Here is a 20,892-nt window from a genome sequence, read left to right as displayed (position 1 = left end):
ATAAATGAAATTCACGTAATAGATTAGAAAGGTAGCAATTTGCTACCTTTTTCATTTTATACTAATCAGCCAAACACTGCGACCGTGCCACTAGCTGCCACATTCTTATTCCCACTCCATATAGCCTTTAATTCACACACGAACATTAATTAAGACTTAAAATAATGCAGGGAGAAGACGATTGAGAATAAATTTCACACTTCTTATAAAATATGGTAGGTATGGATAAATTTTAGATTTTAAAACATGTGAGCTATTTAGACTTGTAATCACTGACTTATTTCCCCAAATGTAAATGTTCAATTAATATTTATAACTTAGTATGTAATATAAAGCCAGCGCCCCGTACACTTTCAATTTTTATCAGGCTGTCAGATTCAAAAAGTTTACGAAGACGTCCTATATAGACATCCAGGCTTCTGCCGTTGAAATAATCAGCTTGTCCCCACAGCTTTTCCAGTACATCTTCACGGCTTACAATCCTGCCGGGTTTCTGGGCTAATAATTCCAGTATGCCGGTCTCTTTTTTAGTAAGGAGTATAGAGTTATTTTCCAGATTAAGTCTCAACTGGGAGGGCTCAAAAGTGAAGCTTCCGATTTCTAAAATGGCATCTTTTTGAGGTATCGATGACTGGCTCCGCCTGAGAATATTTTGTATGCGCAATATTAATTCATCCGCATCAAATGGCTTCATGATATAATCATCTGCTCCAAGAGATAATCCTTTGAGTACATCCTCCTTTTGTTTTCTGGCCGTAAGGAACAGAAAAGGCATCTGCGGATATTTTTTTCTGATATTTTGTGCCAGCGAGAAGCCATCACATTCAGGTAGCATTACATCTAAAACGGCTATATCAAACAGGTTTTCCTGTAGTACAAGCAATGCAGCTGTATTATCAGGAGCAAGACTTACCTCAATACCTTGTATATCCAAATATTTACTTAGCAGACGACCAAGATCTGCATCATCCTCAACTAAAAGCAGTCTGATTTTTTCCATAGGGTAAATGTATAGTAAATGTATTTCCTCCTTTTTTATTCACTCTGTAACTAATGTTCCCTCCAAGCTCTGTTACCTGCATCCGGCACAGGTACAGTCCTAGCCCGAGTCCACGGATATGCCTTCCATCTTCTCTGGGGACCCGGAAAAATTTTTGAAAGAGATATTTTTGATATTTTGATGGTATTGCTTTTCCGCTGTCTTCAACAGCAATGAAAAACTGATCAGAAGTTATTCCGTAATGGATATTTACTGGAGTGTGAGGCTGAGTATATTTTATAGCATTATCAATAAGATTGGCCAGAATGCCTAATAAAAGATCAGGGTCCGTGTCTATGCTAATCTGATCACTTCCGGTACGCGAAAATGGTCGGCCGGCATTGATAACCATATGTTCTGCATCGTCAACAATAACCTTTAATGATGTTCTTTTTATCTGGGGCATTCCCCAGGGTTTATCCATGGCACTATTGAGTACACTGTCCATAATCCTTCTGATCTTATTATGCTGATCGTTTAGCTGGTCCAATAGCTCATTATGCCACTCTTCATCAAGCCGGGCTTCAGGTGTACGTAATGATTTTACGGCTACTCCTGCAGAAGCTAAAGGAGTTTTAAGCTCATGGGTCATATTGTTGGCAAAGCTGGTGGTGATATCAGCAATTTTCTTTTGTTTAAGCAAGGCTCTGAATACCAGAAAAAATAAGGTAAGCACAGCCAGAATCAATACACTGCTGTCAATAATGGTAAGAATCATTCTTTTATAAATGTTCCTGTCCCAATGCTTGGCATAGACTAAAGACTGCATGATGACTTCGAGTCGATAAGGCGTTTCGTTTCCAATATTATTTTTATGTATGTTGAAGCTGAATTTTTTAAGCTCTTCTCCCAGTTCTATTTTTTTACTGCTCCCGTTTTGTAAAGCTGTTGTCAGAAGAAGGGGATTGGACTTCCGGGACAACAGGGTATCTGCTTTCTCCTGAGAATAAAGGATAATCTGCGGGTATTGAAGTGTATGGCTTATTCCTTCCATGATGCAACAGTCTCCCGGAAGACTTTTTAAAGCAATATTTTCACTTACCGTGACTTTAGCTGCTCTCTGCTGGAATTGACTGAGGTCAGGCCGTCTTCCCGATGAAAGTTCATTTTTTAAATATAGCAGAAGTTCAGCCATGACCTTATGATCCAGAGAATCGGACAAATATTCGGGTTCTTTGAGTTTTTCCTCAATCTGCCTGATATATACACGCTCTTCCAGCCTGAAGCTGTTACGCACCAGCCTGTACTGTATAAAGCATAGTATCAGCCAAACGACTAAACAGCCGGCAAAAAGCAGCCATATTTTTTTTGAGAAAGCCATTTGTAAAAATATTAAATATCTAAAACCCGGACAATGAAGAAGATGATTTTTAACCTTCATTTCACCTACGTTTAGCATTATTTAACCAAGAATAGAATTCTAATTTAAGTTCTTTGCTTTAAAGATTTTTAATTGACAGAAATCAATATTAATTTTACTGAAGTAATTGGTTTTATGTAATATAAAACTGTTGTTTAATTATATCCATTGCAGTTTAATGAAAAGAATTATAAAAATACTGAAATATCTGTTAGGGTTCATCGTAGCTTCAGCAGGTATTACCGTAATGTATTTTTACATTAGCAATAGAATATTTTTGGGAAGTGTTGATTCTTCCTGCACAGAATATCTGAAGAAGAACAAACTTGAGGTCGACGGAGAAATTTCAGGTGACTTTTTTAACCGTACTTTTTTTGATTCTGATGTTTTTCTGTTTGGAGAAGTACATGGCTTTGCCACTAATCAAGAACTAGACGGAGATTTACTGTTGTTTCTGCATAAAAAAGCAGGATTAAAAAATTATCTGGCCGAAATGGATAGCACTTCTGCATGGAAGTTAAACAGATTTCTCCACCAGAAATCAAAAGATACACTATTATTGAAAGAATTTATACGGGATATTGAGATAAGTATTCCGCAGCAGGCAGGTAAAGAATTGTACACAAAATGGTCCCGGATTTATGACTATAATAAAACATTGCCCGATTCACGGAAGATTGTTGTTTGGGGAATAGATCGGACTCCTGGGAAAAATACTGCTGTTTCCAGGGATTCAGCTATGATGATTAATTTTAACAAGATTGTTCGGGACAACCGGTTATCAGGAGAAAAATTCTACGGACAATTCGGATTGTTTCATGTATTGCAATCTACACCGGTGGGTAAAGATGCTCCCTTGGCTAAACGGTTAAAAGATTCCGGTCTTAAAGTAACCAGTTTTGTAAGTTATACTTTAAACAGCGAAATGTACATGCCAAAAGGACACGGGATACCGGTTCCGGAAAATGAAAAAATAGCTGTTATGAATGCAGATGGGCCTTTCATGATGGTAAAAGGCATCATGGATCTGAAAGAAGCTTCAGGAGCTGCTAAAAAAACATTGTTTAATCTGGACAATGCTGGCTCTCCATACGATCACTCGCTTAGGCTGTTGCAAATAAAAAATCTTTTTGGAGATCATATAAATCCCGGTAAAAATAAAACCTCTGTAACAACACAATATTTTCAATATGTTTTCCTGGTAAAAAATTCCAATGCTATAACTCCTATACGATGAAACAACGAATTTTTAATATACTGCTTCCGGTAGTTGAGCTGGCAATGGTGCTGGTGGTTTCTACAGCAATGCTGATGTACGGTGTCGGTAAAATAATACAGTTTGACCATTTTTCCCATGTTGCAAAACCGGTATCTGAGTTATCTGGGATGGAACTTATGTGGACATTTTATGCACATTCCAAGCCATTTGCTGTTATTATAGGCCTGCTTCAGATATCAGGTGCCATACTGCTTTTTTTTAAACGGACGAGACTCATCGGAGGGATGTTACTGAGTACAGTATTAATCAATATCATATTACAGGATATCTTTTATGATGTAAACAGGGGAGCATTATGGGCGGCAATTATTTATCAGCTTATGATCCTTGCTATTTTTTATATTCACCGTAAGCCTGTTTTGGAGACCTTCAAAGGACTGCTTTTGCCCTATACTGTGAAAATAGATAAAAGAATGGTTTTCATAATCGCCGGAGGGATTGTCTTTGCCGTCGTTTTTAAATTCCTGGAAAGGCTGATCACTCATTAAAACCTAAAATAATTATGATAGTACTTTATGATAACTGGTGCCCCAATTGCACAAAATTTTCAATTTTAATAGGAAAGCTTGATTGGCTGCATAATATTCGGTTTGAGAAGTTGCGAGACTTTGATGGAAAAGAAGGCTTTGATAAAGAGTTGGCTCTAAAACAGATGGGCAGCTATACAAGACAATGGAATTACGGCTTTGAAAGTATATTTCAAATATGTATTCGGGTCCCCTTGTTTTGGATATTATTTCCTTTTTTATATATACTTAAGGTAAGCGGTTTGGGACAATGGATCTATGTAGAATTTGCTGTAAGAAGAAAAATTATTCCTTTACATTGTGACGAGAATTCATGTAATTTATAAATTTATCCTGAATTAAGAGAAAAAGGGAATTTGAAAACTGATTTTCGACAAATATTATTAAATAAAATCTATCATCATGAAAATAATAAGAAATACATACAGCTTAATCCTGATTTTCACAGTAGCCTTTGCTTATGGACAAAATCCTGATAAACATTTAAAAGGGTTGGAAAATGAGATCCAAAACATTATAAATGCTTATAAAGCCGTTGGGGTATCTGTTGCGATAGTGAGCAATGATAAAATGATCTACTCAAAAGGATTCGGATACAGGGATTATGAAAAAAAACTTCCGGTGACCTCGGCTACAATTTTCCCTATCGGAAGCAATACTAAATCTTTTACCGCATCACTTATAGGAATGTTGCAGGATGAAGACAGGCTGTCTGTTAAAGCAAAACCTTCTGCCTATATTCCCGATCTTCAGTTTTATAATGACCGTATGAACGAAGTGATTTCTGTGGAAGACCTGCTGGATCACAGAAGCGGTATTGGCGGAGCTGACGGCTCATTTGTTCTTTTTCCGGCGGCCAGCCGAATGGAATTGTTGAAAAGGCTGCCATTTCTGAAACCGGGAGGAGAGCCAAAAGACAGCTGGATTTACAGTAATTTCGGATATATAATCCTGGGAACGATAGCTGAGCAAATAACCCGTGACCATTGGGATAATTTAGTTACCGGAAAGATCTTCAGACCTCTGAACATGGTAAATTCAAGTACATCACTGGATAGCATGATTAAAAGAGATAATTATTCATTACCCTATGGAGTATATCAGAACCAAATCCAGAAAATATTGTATCAGAAGCCGGATAATGATAAGCCGGGGGCCGCTGTTAACAGTACCGCGGAAGATATGGCCAACTGGATAAGGATGTGGCTGAATAAAGGTACTTTTAACGGGGTGAGACTTCTCTCTGAAGATTTTACAAACAATGCAACCAGTATGAAAGCTATCATGAACGGGGCTGCCCCTTCAGATCCTAAGCAAAAGAACTACCTGTTTGGCTATGGTTACGGATGGAATACAAAAGTATACAAAGGGCATTATAAGGTTGATCATGGCGGGGCTGTTTCCGGATTTTCTTCCAATGTCGTTTTATTTCCTTTAGAGAAGTTTGGAATCGTTGTTTTAACGAACCAGCAAAATACCAGCTTACCTTATGTGATTGCCAATATGATTTCTGACAGGATGCTGGGAATAGATGGCGGAAAACCCTACACCTATGAGATCGAACGTTATGATATTGTGAAACCCGACAATATGATAAAACCCATCAACAATGATAAAAAGCCAACCCATAACCTGGATGCCTATTGTGGAAAATATAACAATCCCGGATATGGTACATTTGAAGTTAAAAAAGAAGACGGACAACTTTATGCTGTTTTCCCTGATTTCCGGTTCAGGCTCGAGCATCAGCAGTATAACACGTTTCTGTTTAAGCTGACAGAAGACATTCCCCAGCAAATGAACCCGGATTTCGAGCTCAATTTTTTAATAGATAGCAAAGGTGATATTTCAGAAGTAAGTATGGATATCCAGAAAAGTACGGTATTTAAAAAAGTGACAGGCAAATAAGCCACATTCTAATCCGAATTGCAAAACCAACAGAATGACAAATAGTACAATAAAACTGACAGAATCAGTAAATCGTATCCCGTCTCTGGATTTTTTACGCGGAATTGCAGTCCTCGGAATTCTTTTTATCAATATAGAAAGCTTTGCATTCCCCGATCCCTGGAGCCCATGGAAGAATGGTTTTAAAAGTGATATGGATCACAGTACCCGTTTTTGGGTGTATTTTTTAACGCAAGGGAAATTTTACACCCTATTTGCTTTACTGTTCGGAGTTGGATTTATGGTTTTTTTAAACCGTTTAGAGAAAAAGAACATGGGGCTTTCAGCAATGGATATTTATACGAGAAGACTGCTTTGGTTGTTTGTCATAGGTGTTGTACATGCCTATTTTCTCTGGGATGGAGATGTTCTTTATCATTATGCAATTTGCGGATTGCTACTGCTACCATTCCGTTCCATTAGAAACAGATATTTGATCCTGATTATTTCTTTTTTAGCTGTTTTTCCGCTTAATAGCTCCCGTGAAATGGCCTTAAAACGTAAAACTGAAGAACAAAACTATTTAAAAGCACTACATATTCCGGAATCAAAAAGAACGGATGAAGAGATCAAAAGTATAGAAACCTGGAAAAAAGCAATTACAAAAAAATCGCCTGATACCGCCTATGCAAAGCCACATAAAAAAACTTTCTGGCAAGGAATTCAAGACTCTTACGGGCATATCAGTGTTCATAAAGGTGAGTTTTATTATCCGTCTTTGGTATTTTCATCTTTAATAGTTATGATGATAGGAATGATTGTATTCCGGTTGGGTATATTTTCCGATTATACCTCTGTGAAATACTATTGGAGCATCAGCATTTTGATTTTCATAACAGGTTTGGTCATTAATTATTTTAAATATTACCACTGGACATATGAATATTATAAACCCATTACCAATGTATGGGCAGCCTGTTTATTTACTTTTCATAAAGAAATATTAGGAATGGGGTATGTTTTAATGATCAACGGGATATATCAGAAATATCTGACAGGCTTTAAAATGAAAATCATTTCAGAAATTGGCAGAACAGCCTTATCAAATTATATTTTTCAAAGTATAGTTCTGGGTGTTCTTTTTTATGGTTATGGCTTAGCATTATTCAATCGGTTTTCAAGGTTTGAGCTTTTAGGTGTTATTGCGGGGATATGGATTATTCAGATGGTTTTTACCCGGTTGTGGTTAAAAAAATATAATCAGGGACCTTTAGAATGGATATGGCGCAAGCTTACGTATTATCGTTAGAAATTAATATTAAAAAATTATAGAAGAGAGTATTAAATAAATAGAAACAACAATGAAACAGATTTTTTTAAGCCTTTTTATGTTTATTGCTTCAAGTGTGTGGGCAAAGATTATCGGATAAAGCATTGAGAATTGATTCAATTGTGAATTCAAATTTAGAGCGGAATATCTTTAGTGGCAGTGTACTTGTTGCTCAAAAAGGAGAAATAATATTTAAAAAAAGCTATGGGATAGCTAACCAGGAATGGAATATAAAAAATACAACTGATACAAAATTTAGAATAGGTTCGGTTAGTAAACAGTTTACAGCAATGATTATTATGCAATTGTATCAGGCTGGGAAAATTTCTTTGCAAGCCAATATCAAAGTTTATCTGCCCTGGTTTGATGATGTTGCTGGAAGAAAAATTACAGTACATCATCTGCTTAGCAATACTTCCGGTCTTCCCAATTATACGGACTCTCCCGATTTCCTAAGTCAAACGGCAGTTACCCAATTTGATTCGCTTTCATTTGCAAAAGAGCATTTTAAAACAGCTTTAGATTTTGAACCGGGAACTAAATATTTTTATTCAAACACCAATTATTTTCTACTGGGTTTAATCATTGAAAATATTACGGGGAAGCCTTACGAACAGGTATTGAGGGAGAATATTCTTGAACCGGCAAAAATGAATAATTCGGGTATTGATTATCCTGATCAGATTATCCCTAAAAGAGCTGATGGGTATATCTTTACATTTGATGGGTATATGAATTCAGGCTATATCAATATGGCATCTTCTACATTTGCCTGTGGGGCTTTATTTTCTACTGTTGATGATTTATACCTTTGGAACAAAGCTTTAAATGCAACAGCTCTGTTATCTGATAAAAATAAAAGATTAATGTTTACTCCAAATATAGATAATTACGCATATGGATGGATTGTGCGTAATGTAAAGGACTTTATGAAAACAGGGAAAAGTGTGACACTTCAGGTTCACGGTGGAAGAATCAATGGGTTTTAGCATTGATTTGCAGAATACCTGAAGAAGATGTTTTTATTACCTTTTTAAATAATACAAGGGTAGCTGGCCATGCAGATGTACTGGACAATATGTTGAATAATGTTGTTTCGGCATTGTATAATCAGCCTTATTCCTTAATAAAACCAACCCCGGTTTATGAAATGAAAAAGTTGATAGAGAATAAATCTGCTAATGAAGCGGCAGCCTATTATCGACAACTGAAAAAAAATAAGAATACAAGGTTTGATTTTGATAGCAGTGTAGATCTTATAAATCTTGCGGATTATTTGCTAAAAAAAACGCATAAATGACGCTCTGGAGATCTATAAGTTGAATGCTGATGAAAATCCTACTTCAGCAACAGCAATTCAGATCTATGTACTGAAAATGGAGGAATACAAAACAAAAATGAAGCGATTGAATATCTCAAAAATTCCAACCTTTCTGAAGATATTAAGAAAAAAATATGTGGAAGAATGGGCGAGTAGGAAACCTACAGCTAATATTATTATACCTTGACTCATCTGGAAGTGCAGCTCTCCTGTTTGAGTTTTAATTACCTAAATATAAATGAATAATTATTGAATTGAAGTATTAGATCTGTGTACATTTCTATAACACCATGGCTATGACATTTGTTGATTTAGACTCTTTTGTGTACTATTACCATAATTATAACTAAACGAAGTTTCTATAGGCTCTACTTCCTCTAATCTGTTACTGCTATTGCAGCTGTTATTAATTAAAAGAAAAAATAGAAGTGATAAAAAATAAAATTTTCTCATGTTGCAGTTTTTTTAATCTTATCAAATTTATTAAAAATTATTGAAAAATATTTAATAAAAACAATACCATGCACACAATTCAAGGATCATTAAAGTGTTGTAGTGGACAAAACACTCGATATCCTTTTGGTATAAACCAAAGTCTGGAAGATTGTTCAGAAACTCATCAAATTCTTTCACATAATTATTATGAATATTCATTGCTTCCCCTAATCATTTTCGGTTGGGGTTTATATTCATTTATAGGCCTGTTGGAAAGATTCTTATTTTTGAGAAACATGTTTTATATCAAAATCTATGACAGTTGGAGCTTGTCCGTTTGGTGTGAGGGCAAAACCATCTGAATTATAACGCTGAGTTCCTCCTTCGTAATACCAGGAATTACATCCGGTTATCATTAATTTCATGTGATATATATAATTTTCTACTTCTTTCTGGTAAGGGCTAAAATCTGGAAGGCATATAGACAAAGATTCCATTTCTTTTACAAATTCATCATGTATCCTTATTCCTTCTACACAGGCTTCTTCAAAGGAGATTTTATACTCATGTTGAAGGATAAATATGATATTAAATCTTTCGGATTCTATTGTGAGCTCTTTTCTTATTGAAGCAAAATCATTCTGAATTGCAATAATGTTGGAAAGGAGCATTACCAGACGTTGAATGACAGGATGATTATAGATGTATTCGGGCAATGCAAATCCAGTAGCGGGATCTATTAAATCACCATAGGTGATCATACCAATAGAATAAGCCCGTATCATTAGAAACCTGGCAAGAGAAGGATATGTTTTGTTAAATTTAAAAGGGGTTTCTTCCATTATGCCGTAGGTAATAAACTTATAAAAATTGGTAGAAATTCTGTCTATCCAGAACTGAGGCATTCCACTAGCTAGCCACTCTTTTCTGGCAGCAGCCATTTGTCGAAGTATACCTTTTTCTTCAGGGTCTGGATCTTGATTGGTCATGACCTCAAAAATTCTGTCTCTGAAAATTTTTAATTCCTCTAAAGGCATCAATTCAACATAATCGTCAAAAGTAGTTATATATACTGCAAATCTGCCAATTGGACGTAATTGGTCTCTGTCAACAGTAGTTGGGGACATAAAAGCTCCTACCTGAACAATTCTTTGTTTTTTGTATTTTTTTAAGGATTCCGGGTTCATAAAGAGATAATCTGTATCATACCAATTGCATTCTTCCTCATAAAAGGTTTCGCTAATGGGACTTTTAATTGTAGGCCAAGGATAACTTGGTTTTGGTATGTGGATGGTTTTTTTCATAATTGAGTATTTAATATTAGATAAAAATTCTGTTTTTTGGCATTAGCTTAAAACTAGGAAAGATTATATAGTGCAGATTTTAAGTCCAGGGATTTTTTTAATGAAGGCTTTTTAGACAGCCCCTAATTTTTGCTGATAAAAACGTTCTGTTATATAACTATTTTCCCTGAGGTGGGTCGCTACCTGGTCGAATGCCAGCCGGAACCAACTGGTAAACATCGACGTGTATTCGTCAGGGCATCGGCAATCTCAGTTATATTCCAATACCGGGAATCATTTACTTCTACCGGATTTGGCAACATATTCCCTTCATAACGCCCAAGAAATACATGATCATATTCATGTTCGATCAAGCCATTTCCCAACTCGCTGCGATAGGTAAATTCAAATATCTTATTTAACGGGCACTGAAACCCCATTTCCTCTTGAAGTCTTCGTTGTGCAGCGGCTTCAATAGTTTCATTAGGTGCAGGATGACTACAGCTGGCATTGGTCCATAAGCCACCGGAATGGTATTTATCATAGTATCTTTGTTGCAACAACATATTGGCCTTGCCATCTGTAATAAATATAGAAAAAGCGCGATGCAAGTGCCCCGTTGATGGGCTGCTAATTTTTCTGCAATACCTACTGCATTGTCCTGCTCATCTACGAGTATAATATAAGTGTCATTTATCAGGCTTAATTTTTATTTACGGTCAAAGTACGTGTAGAAAGTATATGCTACATGCTGCCACTTTTTTTCGGGCCACGGAATGGTTGTCCCATTTTCCTCATTAGGTAGTGTTGGGCGTAATTTCTTGTTTATATTCTTCGGGTATCATTTTCTAATAGTTTTTAATGTTTAACATGTATGATATTGCCACTGTCTTATGGATATACATGAAAAGTAATCTTTCAAAGTACTAATCCGATTTATTGCAATTTGAAATACTTATTTTTTGTACTCGTTTGCAACTCTTTGTTCGGGCCACGCAAAACCAGCGCCACCAGCTAAGTAACGTTCCGTGTCTTTTATATAATGAGTATTGAGCCCTTGTAGTATTATACCTAAGCTCATCACATAATCATATACCTGTTGCTGATAGATACCAAAGTTGGGTAGATTTTCATGAAGTGCTACAAATTCGGCGACATCAGCATCATGAATACGCTTCGCCTCCATAACAGCTTCTTTTAAGGACATTTTCTGCCCTTTTTGTAAAACAAGGATCAAATTCATTAATTCTGTGTCGAGGCCTAACTCTTTTCGCAAGGAGTAAAAGTCGTTTTGCCAGGCTTCGATCCTCGATGTCAGTGCCCGCAGACGCTGTATGACCGGGTGTTCTTCTATATCTTTTGGCAAAACAAAACCTGCTTCAATATCTGCCCAGTATAAATACGGATACATGTTTACAGAATATTCCCGTAATATCATAAAGTATTCCAGAGCAGGAACGCGTCGGGCCAGTTTAAATGGTGTTTCATCCTGTACACCATATCTGAAGCAACGGTACAGGTTTTCCGTAAACCGTTCCAGCCATTCAGAGGGCATAAAAGATTTATATTCGTTTCTTATAAGAGCCAGGTGTTGAAACATCCCGTTTTCATCAGGGGTCGGTTCTGCTCCTTTAAGTATCTCGATGCCCCTTTCACAATCACGTTTTTTTTCTTCAACAGTGGCAAATTCCATTTGATCGTCCATCACTACAAAATTGAGCACGAACCTGCTGCAAGGTATGGTTTGTTCGTAGCTGGCTTTCGGAACCATACGGGCAGTACATAAGTGGAGTCCCATCTTTTTATACTTTTTCCTGGCCTGTTCTGACAGGTAGGCATAATCATAATCAATCCAGTTGTTCATGTCAATCTCCATTTGTGCAATATTCGGATTGATCAGATCGGGCCACGGATAATAACCTTGCGGAAGATAATCTTTCGGATTGAATTGTTCTGGTGTCATTGTTTATTAATTTTTTTGAGTTTAAATTATATTTTGTTTAATTTTTCTTTTAGTTCAGATACATCTGGAAATTCCATTGCATTATAGCGGTCAAGCTTAGTGGATATATTTTTCCAACCACTTAATACCATACTCATGTAATGTACCCAATTAACAACAGCATCCTGCCATATCCCAAAATCAGGCAAAAAAGCTTGTAGAGTTACAAACTCTTTCAGATCTTCATTATGGAGTCTTAAATCTTCCATACAGGCTTCTTTCAAAGACATTTGGCGTTCATGTTGAATTACTTTTACAACGTTATAGTAACTACTTCCAGTCGCTTCATCTTTCAATACAGACTGCACTTCATTGAAAAAAGTGACCAAATGACAGGCTAAAGCCTGTAAGCGGCAGATCACAGGATGTTCATGTATTTCCGGAGGTAAAACAATGCCTGTTTCCACTTCTGTAAGCTGTAGAAAGGGATAGAGACAAATAGAATTTTCCCGCAAAGCAATACATTCTGTTACACTAGGATAAGTTTTGTTCTTTTTATAATTCAACTCGGTTTCTAATCCTATAAAATACCTGCTAATCATTTGAATAAAACGGGAGAGTGACTCTTGGGGAATAAATTGCAGTAGCTCCAGCCTTAGTGATGCAAGCATAGCTCCTAAAGGGATAGTTGATTCCGATGCACTTATTTCTCCATTTAATATTGCAATTGATTGCGTATGCACGTACTGAATATCATCAGGATCACTTTCTTCATACAAATCATCATTATACAATGTCCAAAGCATCAATCTGCAAATGGGTTTGAATCGTTCGAGTGATGCAGTAGGAAACCATTGAGCGGCAATATGGGCTGTCTTAGTTTTTTTATACTTCTTGCGAAGGTCTGGATTATTTTCATAAATCCATAGATATTCTCCGTCGATCCATTGATTCTCAGTAATCTCCTGAAGCTGGTCAGCAAAGGGATTTTTTAGTGTTGGAAAAGGGTACTTGAATTGTCTGTGAAGTAATTCGAGGGTACTAAAATTTTCAGTGTTCATGGTATATTGTTTTTGGTTTTTACATAGGCTGGATAATGATTGTATATTAAAATGGTCAGACAATGACAATGAAAAGAGCTGTCCAATCACTTGAGTGCTTCACTGGAGAAGATAGATACTTGCAGTAAGATGTATCTTTGATAATTTCATTCTTCTGCTGTATAGATTAAGCTGCTATATTGTTGGTATTAGGAGGATGCTTTAATCCCTATCTGGGTGATTCAACCTATGACAAATAAATTGAACGTAAATTGTCACTTCATTGCCAAAGAGATTGTTTTCTACGGAAGTATAGCAATAGCTATAAGAATCAAAAATGATTTTACCTTTTGGTTTGGTTTAAGAACAAAATTTTCATGATTAATAATTTGAGGGTTTAAAGTTTTTGGTGTATTAATTTGTATACTAATTTAAGAAAATATTTGATAATATAATTTATTGACGAATAATATGAAATTTTATTAAACATATTTTTATATGATTATGTTTATGTAAATCAGTGAGTCAGGATCAAGATTATCAATTAAAAGATTTTAAAGTTAGTGATGTTTCATCTAAATTCTACTATTGCTATAGTAAATCAGAATTAGTAAATTTACTATGCGGAATCCGAAAAGCTTACAGAGTAGGAAGCTAACATCAACTATCACTATTATGAAAAATCTAAAAAAGCTTCCCAGAAGCAAATTAAAATCTCTTAAAGGAGGAGATACTTGGAGCTGTTATTCTAATGCTTGTCCACCCGGCAATTGTTGTAGACCTGGAAGATGGCCTGATGTCCTGAGATCATGTTATATATGTGCTGATTCTTAAAATAATCACAACTCAGATTATTTTTAGCGTTGAAAGTTTACCTATTTAGGAAGGAATTATACTGACAAATAATGGACTGAAATCGATTATAGTTTTTTAAAAGACAAAGCTATTATACAATGTATGGAAGACATGATCAGCCTATTTCGTAGATTGAATTTTTATAAGTGCAATATAGAACTTTAAAGCAGCCGGATAAAGTCTTTAGGAATAAGTCTACAACATAGATGTCTTCTTTGAGGATCGATTCCGGTTTCTTTTTGCTCGCCTAAAATTGCCTGCTGATAAGGTAATATTACTTTCAAAAACATTGAATTTTATTTGAAAATCATTAATCATAAAATCAGCGGTAGAGAGATAATATACCTATTTTCAGGGAATTGTGATATATACGTAATTGAGTATTTTTGTTTAAAATCGAATATCATGAGCAGAAAATTTTTAATACTGGTGGGTTTTTATCTGTTTGGCTTTGTAATTCTTGTTAAAGCGCAAGAGTCCGTACCGGTCTTTCCTGCGGCTACATTTACAAGCAAGCAGGCTGACGAAATGCTTAACAAGGGAACAGCAATATTGCACGGTGTAGTTGCAAAGAAGAAAAAGAATCCGAACAATACTTATTTAGGCATTATTGTGACACTTTTTCCTTGTACGCCATATTTTAATGAATGGCACGAATTGCAAAAAAAGAATAAGAAAGGGAAAACACTGGCAATGATGTCGCCGGAAGCCTACTCTTATCGGATAATTACAAAAGCTTCAGACGCAGATGGGACATTCGAGTTTAGGAACTTAAAGCCGGGAAAGTACTATTTGCAAACGACGGTTCGTCAAGGTAAGATGAAAGAAATGTGGAATCAGGTTGGGACTTCTACTTCTATTGGTTACAATGTCTATGGACAGGCTGTAACATCATACTCCCGTCCGATATACGAGGATTTTAAATTATTTTATGAAACCAATGACGTCGTAGCAAGCTTTGTAGAGATTAATGCAGAAGGTCAGGTTGTAAACGTAAAACTTTAAATATTGAGCATTATGTTGAATAAATTTGTATTTGTATGGATTATACTATCATTAAGTTTCGTTTGTGCTAATGCCCAAGTCGTAAATTTTCCTGATCCAAATTTTAAGCAAGCACTTATCAAAAAGAAAATAGATCTGAACAATGATGGTGAAATACAGGTAACAGAAGCCAAGAAGGTCACCAAGCTATACTTAGAAGAAACTCCATTTTCTTCGATGGAGGGATTAAAAAGCTTTAGTAATCTTGAGGAGTTCGGTACCTACAAAAATAAAATCAAGCAAGTCGATTTGGGTGGAATGACCAGTTTAAAGCGTTTGTATCTTGTTGGAAGCGATATCGAAAGCTTGAATTTAAAGAGCTGTGTGAATCTTGAACACTTATCTTTAATAGGCAATAAGCTTACTAATATTGACATAACAGAATTTAGAAAATTGACAGAGCTGAGTCTGAGTTATAACCAGCTTACTAAGTTTGAGGTTACCAATTATCCGGAGCTAAAAGTTGTTAATCTTTCAAATAACAATATTTCTGCTCTTAAAATTAGAGATTGCCCAAAGCTTGAATCTCTGCTCATTCAAAAAAACCGAATTGCAGGCGATTTAAATCTCACAGAATTTCCTGAGCTGATTGTTTTCTCGGCAGATTACAATTTGCTTTCTGCGGCAGATATCAGAGGCTTAAAGAAGCTGGAATCATTCTCCTGCTTGTATTGTAACTTAACCACGTTGAATCTGAGCGGCACAGAAAGATTAATTGATCTACTTTGGTAATGCTCGCAAATAATATTTATTATTTACCATCTCGAAAAACAGAAATGTCACTTAATATATTGGGAATACCTTTCAAAAGTTTCAATAATGGCACATTCCGATTGTAAAAACCTCCGTAATTATTTAACACACTTAGCATGAATTCCATAGGGTAATAGGTCTTAAGGAATAGACTCTGATAGCTTTCTACATCTGCGTTTGGCTAGCTGGTTTTTTTAAAAAAACAATTAATTTTAAGGCAAAAATCTTTTAATGGCAACAGATCGTCAAGGCAATATTTGGTGCAATAGTTATATATTAACTTTATTAAAAATCGATATTATCCTCTAATCCAATACTGCTGGTATTTTAGCTATAATCCTTTAATTACTATTCTATGATTGCTTCTGCATTTAAAATGAAAATATTCTACAGCACTTTATTGACCCTTTTTTGTTCCTGCAATAGAAAAGAAACAGTTAATAATAGCACAATGGTAAAAAACACTGACACCACTTTAAAATGGATAGACTACCGTGAGGGAGAGCTGCCACCGGTTGGATATTATACTGCCTTGGACAGCACTATAAAAAAATGGAATATCCGGTACGAACGCATTGAGGGCGGCTGTGAAATAATACCAGGCGAGAAACAGCGGTATGAACAAAACAATGAAAAATATTTCCGCATGCTGGAAAAGCGCTTTGGTAACAACTGGCGACAACGTTTTGATAAAGAAGTAAGCATATTAGACAGTACGTTGCATGCAGAAGAAAATAAAATATACTGAACAAAAAGTGATAATTAATTAATGAAAGTATTATGAGTTTTTTTAAAATATCGCGATCATTGGTTGTTTTGTTGGCCTTGTTACCCCTGCACGCATATGCACAAACAGCAACTAACAATATACAAAAAATTAAAAAAGAAGTGCAATATATAAATGATGTGGCGCAGCTCGGAGTAAAAGTTTATCCATATAGCAATAAATGCGGTGTAACCAAAGCCGGCATTTCTGTTTATCATAAAAATGACGAAGTAAGAAAAATAAAGGACACCGGTATTGGTGATGGTGATAAAGCAGCAAGCTCATGGAGTTATGAATACTACTACGAAAAAGGGAAGTTGATTTTTTCATATGAAACCAGGCAGTATCACGATAATGAAAAAAATAAAGAAACCCGTGAAGAAATAAGACAATACTTTGTCGATGACCGCCTAGTTAAACAAATAGAAAATGGGAAAACAACTTACCCAAAAAATGTTTTTATCCAAAAAAATGATGCCCGGTACCAGCTAAGAAACATTACCCGAGCATCGGATATTACTAAGATATATGAATGCATGGAGTTATAACAGATGAGAAAAATAAAAACTTATGTATGAAAAATTTTCCCCTATTACTTTTATGCTTGCTGCTTTTTAATATGCGAGCAATAGCTCAAAATCCTGAGCAAAGGGCAATTCAAACTGTAAGGACGTTTGTAAAATGGTACGGTACCAACTGGGAAAAGATGGAAGATTTTGAATCTAAAACAATTAATGCGGATCGGCCATTTGAATTAAAGGAAGGTGAAGAAAATCCTCCTTATTCCATCAATTTCAAAGAGGCGGAAAAATATATAAAGAGTTTATCTGAAACCGGCTTCTTTTCTGAAAAATATCTGGGAACCCTAAGAGGCTGGTTTAAAGAAGCAGACAGGAATTTCAAGGCAAATCCTCAAAACGAAGGTCCCCCGCAAGGCTTTCAATCTGATCGTTTCTTTTTAACGCAGGACAATTTTTTGGAGGATATAAAAAACATTGATAAAATTAAAATCACCGCAACGTTGTTGAAAAATAACAAGGCTGATGTGCGTATGTATTTTCCATATTGTAATATGACTTACCACTACCGGTTGTCGTCCGATAAAAATGGTAAGTGGAAGATAGACTCAATTAAAGTCAATTAAAAGCATCTCCAAAATGGAAAAAAAACACACGGTTACACTGACAAGCAAATGAATATTAGAATGCAAGATTAACAGCGGCCACCCATAAGTGATGGTTCAGTGATTAAGCCATGCCTCTTTGTACTTCTATGAAAATTTTTGCTTGGTTGACAGTGAACCATTCCGAAACCGCTGTTTTCAATACCTAAAACCTTAACACCAATACAATGAAGAAATTATTTCAGATTATTATTTCAATTGGAATTTTGAACGGATGTACATCAAGTGATTCAAACCCGACTAAGCTTGATAGCAATGATTATAAAAGTAGAGTAGAGCGGGTGGAATTATTAAAAAAGGAAATTAAATCCTTTTCAGACATCCGTGATGCAGAATTTGAACTGTTCAATGTTAACGGATTTGTCAACCAGCGAATATCCGTCCCGGGAGCATCATCGTGGGATTACAAATTTGCTATAAGAATTGATACAATAAATATATCAAAATGGACAAGCGGAATGCAGGCTATTGAGTTAATAAACTATGATGACAATTGGACAAAAGAAATCATCAGACATAGAAAACAAAATTGGATAACATATTCAAAGCCTGAATATTTTATTCGCAAGGGAGAGAATGTGACAATGTTAGTTTTCAAAAAAGAGGGTATCATATTCAAAAGGGTGACAAATTTATAGTGACAACCGAATGCGAAATTGAATGCATTGGTACTAACAAGATACTGCTAAAACGTTCCTGCAATAGTCAGGGTCGGTGCTAATTTATAACAGACTGCAAGAAATGAAAATTACATTTTACATACTGACACTTTTTCTTTTTACAAGCTGTGGTAGTGGACATGGGCGTAAAGAAATCGATGTCAGCGAACAATTATTTATAAATGCTTATTACAAAACATTGAAAGAAACTCTCCGAGATAAAGCAATGAGAAAACGAACACTTAATTATTTAAACGAGGTAAAGAACCATTATGCAAACAATTGAGCGAGGCATCTAACGGGCTATTGCTACAATGAATGCGAGGCGATGTCTTCTATGAAAGTACTATGCTAAAAAATCCCTCACTGTGGTAATATCCGAATCTTTTTATATGTCCACTTTAGAGCAACAGTCACAAAAAAATAGAAAAAATGTTGGGCAAACACAGATGCATTCGTGAAAAATATGCATAGAATTTTCACGGTAGAACAGAATATTTTGATTGTAATGGAAGGCTTTCGAGTAGTAATTTTTTTTTAAAATATCATAAAGACAGTTTTGAATAATAGGTAAATATGTTTATCTGGAAAGAAAATAGTATAAATTATTAACTTTGAAAAAAACCTTCCCTTATGAAAACCAAGCTGCTTATTCTTATATTCTTCCCTTTGATTTTTTGTTCTCAAAATTTTTCGAAACAAAGAATAGAGTTTTTAAAAAAACAAATAAGAGGGAATAATATTTATGTAAGGTTTGGAGAAGAAAAAGTTCTCTCGATGTGTGATGAACTTTATACACTTTCAAAGCAAGAGGATGATAAAAAGGGGATGTTAACTGCTGCACTCTATCGTTCGCAGGTATATAGTAACAGGATGGATACCAACGCATGTTTAAAATCTGTGGAAATAGGATTACCTTTAGCAGAAGAATTAAAATCATATCCAGACTGGGCATCGCTTCTTCAATACAAGGCAAAATCATTATTTCAGGCGAAGAACTTTGAAGATGCCCGTTCCTGCTATTCCAGAGCGATTAAGATTATCGATCAGATTGATGATAAAAATACATTGCATTTCCGAAAATTTTATATCTATGATAATCTTACAGAATATTCTAAACATCTTTTTAAAGAAAATAATAACAGTAATTATAAAGACTCTATATTATATTTTGCCCTAAAAAGTTATTCGGAAATATCAAAAGTCTCAGATACTTTTTCTTTTAAAAATCCGACACTTGGGCAAGCTCTTCAACATATAGGAGTAGCATATAATTTACGTGGCAATTATAAAGAAGCTGATAAGTATTATGATTATGCTGAAAAAATCCAGATAAAAGAAGGGGATAAAAGATTTGTAGCGAATGTATATATGCTTAGAGGAAATCAAAAATTTGATTTGGGCATTGACCAAGAAGCCTTACAATACTGGAATAAAAGCTTGCCTATTTTTGAAAAGTATAAATACTCAGATGGGTTACTACTTATTTATCCTAAAATGATTGAATATTATAAAAAAAATGGAGACAGTAAAATGGAGGCTTATTACCTTGAGAAAAACATGCGTTTGAAAGACAGCTTAGCAACCATCAATCAATCGGCATTAATTACACAAAATAAAAATGATAAAAAAACGTCAACAACACAAAAACAGGAAAAGCCATCCTATTTTTTACCAATTCTTCTCATAATGATTGTGTTGATCCCATCTTTTATATTCTATTTCTACAGGAAAAATCAACATAAAAAATATCTTGTATCTGAACCGGATAAATATACTGAGCCACAGGAAACAACGTCAGATGGAGATAAGCTTCTTTTATTATTAGATATGGCGAAACGAAATGATAAACATCTGCTCGCAGTTTTTCAGAACGTACATCCCGAATTATACAAAAAATTATTAGAATTTCCGGAACTTACACCTTTAGACCTTGAAATGTGTATATATCTTAAATTGAATATAAAAACTAAAGATATTGCCAATTATACACGGGCTTCTTTAAATTCTGTTGAGAGCAGAAAATATCGGTTACGGAAAAAAATGAATATTCCTCAAAATACCAGTTTATATACCTGGATCAATAAATTGTAGAAAGTGTTCTCAAAGAAAATAAAAAAGCCGGCTGTTAAAAACTACCGGCTCAATTCACATGTGTTTTCACCTTCTTGGTTGGTATAGACTAGTTT

General features: G+C 35.2%; 21 protein-coding genes. 15 read left to right on the top strand and 6 right to left on the bottom strand.

All coding sequences use genetic code 11. The annotated features are described in order from the left end of the window. Window positions 1-310: 310 nt before the first annotated feature. Both HNP38_RS12300 and HNP38_RS12295 read right to left on the bottom strand, forming a co-directional pair. On the bottom strand, window positions 311-1,000 hold the full coding sequence (locus HNP38_RS12300) for a response regulator transcription factor (protein WP_184189920.1): 690 nt from the start codon (window positions 998-1,000) through the stop codon (window positions 311-313). After that, window positions 972-2,360 carry a sensor histidine kinase gene (locus HNP38_RS12295; RefSeq protein WP_184189918.1) on the bottom strand — a complete coding sequence of 463 codons (1,389 nt, stop codon included), beginning with the start codon at window positions 2,358-2,360 and terminating at the stop codon, window positions 972-974. The genes HNP38_RS12300 and HNP38_RS12295 overlap by 29 nt, the downstream gene beginning before the upstream one ends. A gap of 217 nt (window positions 2,361-2,577) precedes the next feature. Between HNP38_RS12295 and HNP38_RS12290 the strand changes: the two genes are divergently transcribed. From HNP38_RS12290 to HNP38_RS12260, 7 genes are all read left to right on the top strand, one after another. Then, window positions 2,578-3,636: a hypothetical protein gene (locus HNP38_RS12290; protein WP_184189916.1), complete on the top strand. Its 1,059-nt coding sequence runs from the start codon at window positions 2,578-2,580 to the stop codon at window positions 3,634-3,636. After that, window positions 3,633-4,166 carry a hypothetical protein gene (locus HNP38_RS12285; RefSeq protein ID WP_184189914.1) on the top strand — a complete coding sequence of 178 codons (534 nt, stop codon included), beginning with the start codon at window positions 3,633-3,635 and terminating at the stop codon, window positions 4,164-4,166. The genes HNP38_RS12290 and HNP38_RS12285 overlap by 4 nt, the downstream gene beginning before the upstream one ends. 14 nt (window positions 4,167-4,180) lie before the next feature. Next, a complete protein-coding gene (locus HNP38_RS12280) occupies window positions 4,181-4,531 on the top strand; it encodes a DCC1-like thiol-disulfide oxidoreductase family protein (protein WP_184189912.1) in 351 nt (116 codons plus the stop codon). Window positions 4,532-4,607: 76 nt separating this feature from the next. After that, window positions 4,608-6,113 carry a serine hydrolase gene (locus tag HNP38_RS12275; RefSeq protein WP_184189910.1) on the top strand — a complete coding sequence of 502 codons (1,506 nt, stop codon included), beginning with the start codon at window positions 4,608-4,610 and terminating at the stop codon, window positions 6,111-6,113. Window positions 6,114-6,147: 34 nt separating this feature from the next. Then, window positions 6,148-7,401: a DUF418 domain-containing protein gene (locus HNP38_RS12270; protein WP_184189908.1), complete on the top strand. Its 1,254-nt coding sequence runs from the start codon at window positions 6,148-6,150 to the stop codon at window positions 7,399-7,401. Between the two features lie 143 nt (window positions 7,402-7,544). Continuing rightward, window positions 7,545-8,411, top strand: a complete 867-nt coding sequence (locus HNP38_RS12265; protein ID WP_184189906.1) for a serine hydrolase domain-containing protein — start codon at window positions 7,545-7,547, stop codon at window positions 8,409-8,411. Between the two features lie 2 nt (window positions 8,412-8,413). Continuing rightward, on the top strand, window positions 8,414-8,722 hold the full coding sequence (locus tag HNP38_RS12260) for a hypothetical protein (RefSeq protein ID WP_184189903.1): 309 nt from the start codon (window positions 8,414-8,416) through the stop codon (window positions 8,720-8,722). A gap of 737 nt (window positions 8,723-9,459) precedes the next feature. Here the strand turns inward: HNP38_RS12260 and HNP38_RS12255 are convergent. The 4 genes from HNP38_RS12255 to HNP38_RS12240 all read right to left on the bottom strand — a co-directional run bounded on the left by HNP38_RS12255 (window position 9,460) and on the right by HNP38_RS12240 (window position 13,464). Continuing rightward, window positions 9,460-10,482, bottom strand: coding sequence for a terpene synthase family protein (locus HNP38_RS12255; protein ID WP_184189901.1), 1,023 nt, complete (start codon window positions 10,480-10,482; stop codon window positions 9,460-9,462). 179 nt (window positions 10,483-10,661) lie between these two features. Beyond that, a complete protein-coding gene (locus tag HNP38_RS12250; RefSeq protein WP_410493771.1) occupies window positions 10,662-11,027 on the bottom strand; it encodes an isopentenyl-diphosphate Delta-isomerase in 366 nt (121 codons plus the stop codon). A gap of 389 nt (window positions 11,028-11,416) precedes the next feature. Beyond that, the gene (locus tag HNP38_RS12245; protein ID WP_184189899.1) at window positions 11,417-12,424 is read right to left on the bottom strand and encodes a terpene synthase family protein; all 1,008 of its coding nucleotides are present in this window, start codon (window positions 12,422-12,424) and stop codon (window positions 11,417-11,419) included. 26 nt (window positions 12,425-12,450) lie between these two features. Next, window positions 12,451-13,464 (bottom strand): terpene synthase family protein, encoded by a 1,014-nt coding sequence (locus tag HNP38_RS12240; RefSeq protein WP_184189897.1) that lies wholly within the window; start codon window positions 13,462-13,464, stop codon window positions 12,451-12,453. A gap of 600 nt (window positions 13,465-14,064) precedes the next feature. Between HNP38_RS12240 and HNP38_RS18215 the strand changes: the two genes are divergently transcribed. From HNP38_RS18215 to HNP38_RS12205, 8 genes are all read left to right on the top strand, one after another. Next, window positions 14,065-14,277 carry a bacteriocin-like protein gene (locus tag HNP38_RS18215; protein ID WP_410493770.1) on the top strand — a complete coding sequence of 71 codons (213 nt, stop codon included), beginning with the start codon at window positions 14,065-14,067 and terminating at the stop codon, window positions 14,275-14,277. 426 nt (window positions 14,278-14,703) lie between these two features. Further along, window positions 14,704-15,303 carry a SpaA isopeptide-forming pilin-related protein gene (locus HNP38_RS12235; protein WP_184189895.1) on the top strand — a complete coding sequence of 200 codons (600 nt, stop codon included), beginning with the start codon at window positions 14,704-14,706 and terminating at the stop codon, window positions 15,301-15,303. A 12-nt stretch (window positions 15,304-15,315) separates the two neighbouring features. Continuing rightward, complete coding sequence (locus HNP38_RS12230; protein WP_184189893.1) at window positions 15,316-16,074, top strand: leucine-rich repeat domain-containing protein; 759 nt, start codon at window positions 15,316-15,318, stop codon at window positions 16,072-16,074. A 376-nt stretch (window positions 16,075-16,450) separates the two neighbouring features. After that, window positions 16,451-16,843 (top strand): hypothetical protein, encoded by a 393-nt coding sequence (locus HNP38_RS12225; protein ID WP_184189891.1) that lies wholly within the window; start codon window positions 16,451-16,453, stop codon window positions 16,841-16,843. 32 nt (window positions 16,844-16,875) lie between these two features. Beyond that, window positions 16,876-17,409 carry a hypothetical protein gene (locus HNP38_RS12220; protein WP_184189889.1) on the top strand — a complete coding sequence of 178 codons (534 nt, stop codon included), beginning with the start codon at window positions 16,876-16,878 and terminating at the stop codon, window positions 17,407-17,409. A gap of 26 nt (window positions 17,410-17,435) precedes the next feature. Then, entirely contained in the window at window positions 17,436-18,005 is a 570-nt protein-coding gene (locus HNP38_RS12215) for a hypothetical protein (protein WP_184189887.1), read from the top strand. A 206-nt stretch (window positions 18,006-18,211) separates the two neighbouring features. Further along, window positions 18,212-18,682 carry a hypothetical protein gene (locus HNP38_RS12210; protein ID WP_184189885.1) on the top strand — a complete coding sequence of 157 codons (471 nt, stop codon included), beginning with the start codon at window positions 18,212-18,214 and terminating at the stop codon, window positions 18,680-18,682. A gap of 654 nt (window positions 18,683-19,336) precedes the next feature. Next, entirely contained in the window at window positions 19,337-20,797 is a 1,461-nt protein-coding gene (locus tag HNP38_RS12205) for a tetratricopeptide repeat protein (protein WP_184189883.1), read from the top strand. The last annotated feature ends 95 nt before the right edge of the window (window positions 20,798-20,892 follow it).

This window comes from Chryseobacterium defluvii (genome assembly GCF_014204415.1).
GTDB classification, from domain to species: Bacteria; Bacteroidota; Bacteroidia; order Flavobacteriales; family Weeksellaceae; genus Chryseobacterium; species Chryseobacterium defluvii_A.
Note: the sequence above shows the minus strand (reverse complement) of the source record. Positions and strands in the feature narration are given on the sequence as shown.

Coding starts and splice junctions, on each gene's coding strand:
- HNP38_RS12300 (WP_184189920.1), bottom strand. CDS start 1,000: ATGGAAAAAATCAGACTGCTTTTAGTTGAGGATGATGCAGATCTTGGT.
- HNP38_RS12295 (WP_184189918.1), bottom strand. CDS start 2,360: ATGGCTTTCTCAAAAAAAATATGGCTGCTTTTTGCCGGCTGTTTAGTC.
- HNP38_RS12290 (WP_184189916.1), top strand. CDS start 2,578: ATGAAAAGAATTATAAAAATACTGAAATATCTGTTAGGGTTCATCGTA.
- HNP38_RS12285 (WP_184189914.1), top strand. CDS start 3,633: ATGAAACAACGAATTTTTAATATACTGCTTCCGGTAGTTGAGCTGGCA.
- HNP38_RS12280 (WP_184189912.1), top strand. CDS start 4,181: ATGATAGTACTTTATGATAACTGGTGCCCCAATTGCACAAAATTTTCA.
- HNP38_RS12275 (WP_184189910.1), top strand. CDS start 4,608: ATGAAAATAATAAGAAATACATACAGCTTAATCCTGATTTTCACAGTA.
- HNP38_RS12270 (WP_184189908.1), top strand. CDS start 6,148: ATGACAAATAGTACAATAAAACTGACAGAATCAGTAAATCGTATCCCG.
- HNP38_RS12255 (WP_184189901.1), bottom strand. CDS start 10,482: ATGAAAAAAACCATCCACATACCAAAACCAAGTTATCCTTGGCCTACA.
- HNP38_RS12250 (WP_410493771.1), bottom strand. CDS start 11,027: ATGTTGTTGCAACAAAGATACTATGATAAATACCATTCCGGTGGCTTA.
- HNP38_RS12245 (WP_184189899.1), bottom strand. CDS start 12,424: ATGACACCAGAACAATTCAATCCGAAAGATTATCTTCCGCAAGGTTAT.
- HNP38_RS12240 (WP_184189897.1), bottom strand. CDS start 13,464: ATGAACACTGAAAATTTTAGTACCCTCGAATTACTTCACAGACAATTC.
- HNP38_RS18215 (WP_410493770.1), top strand. CDS start 14,065: ATGCGGAATCCGAAAAGCTTACAGAGTAGGAAGCTAACATCAACTATC.
- HNP38_RS12235 (WP_184189895.1), top strand. CDS start 14,704: ATGAGCAGAAAATTTTTAATACTGGTGGGTTTTTATCTGTTTGGCTTT.
- HNP38_RS12230 (WP_184189893.1), top strand. CDS start 15,316: ATGTTGAATAAATTTGTATTTGTATGGATTATACTATCATTAAGTTTC.
- HNP38_RS12225 (WP_184189891.1), top strand. CDS start 16,451: ATGATTGCTTCTGCATTTAAAATGAAAATATTCTACAGCACTTTATTG.
- HNP38_RS12220 (WP_184189889.1), top strand. CDS start 16,876: ATGAGTTTTTTTAAAATATCGCGATCATTGGTTGTTTTGTTGGCCTTG.
- HNP38_RS12215 (WP_184189887.1), top strand. CDS start 17,436: ATGAAAAATTTTCCCCTATTACTTTTATGCTTGCTGCTTTTTAATATG.
- HNP38_RS12210 (WP_184189885.1), top strand. CDS start 18,212: ATGAAGAAATTATTTCAGATTATTATTTCAATTGGAATTTTGAACGGA.
- HNP38_RS12205 (WP_184189883.1), top strand. CDS start 19,337: ATGAAAACCAAGCTGCTTATTCTTATATTCTTCCCTTTGATTTTTTGT.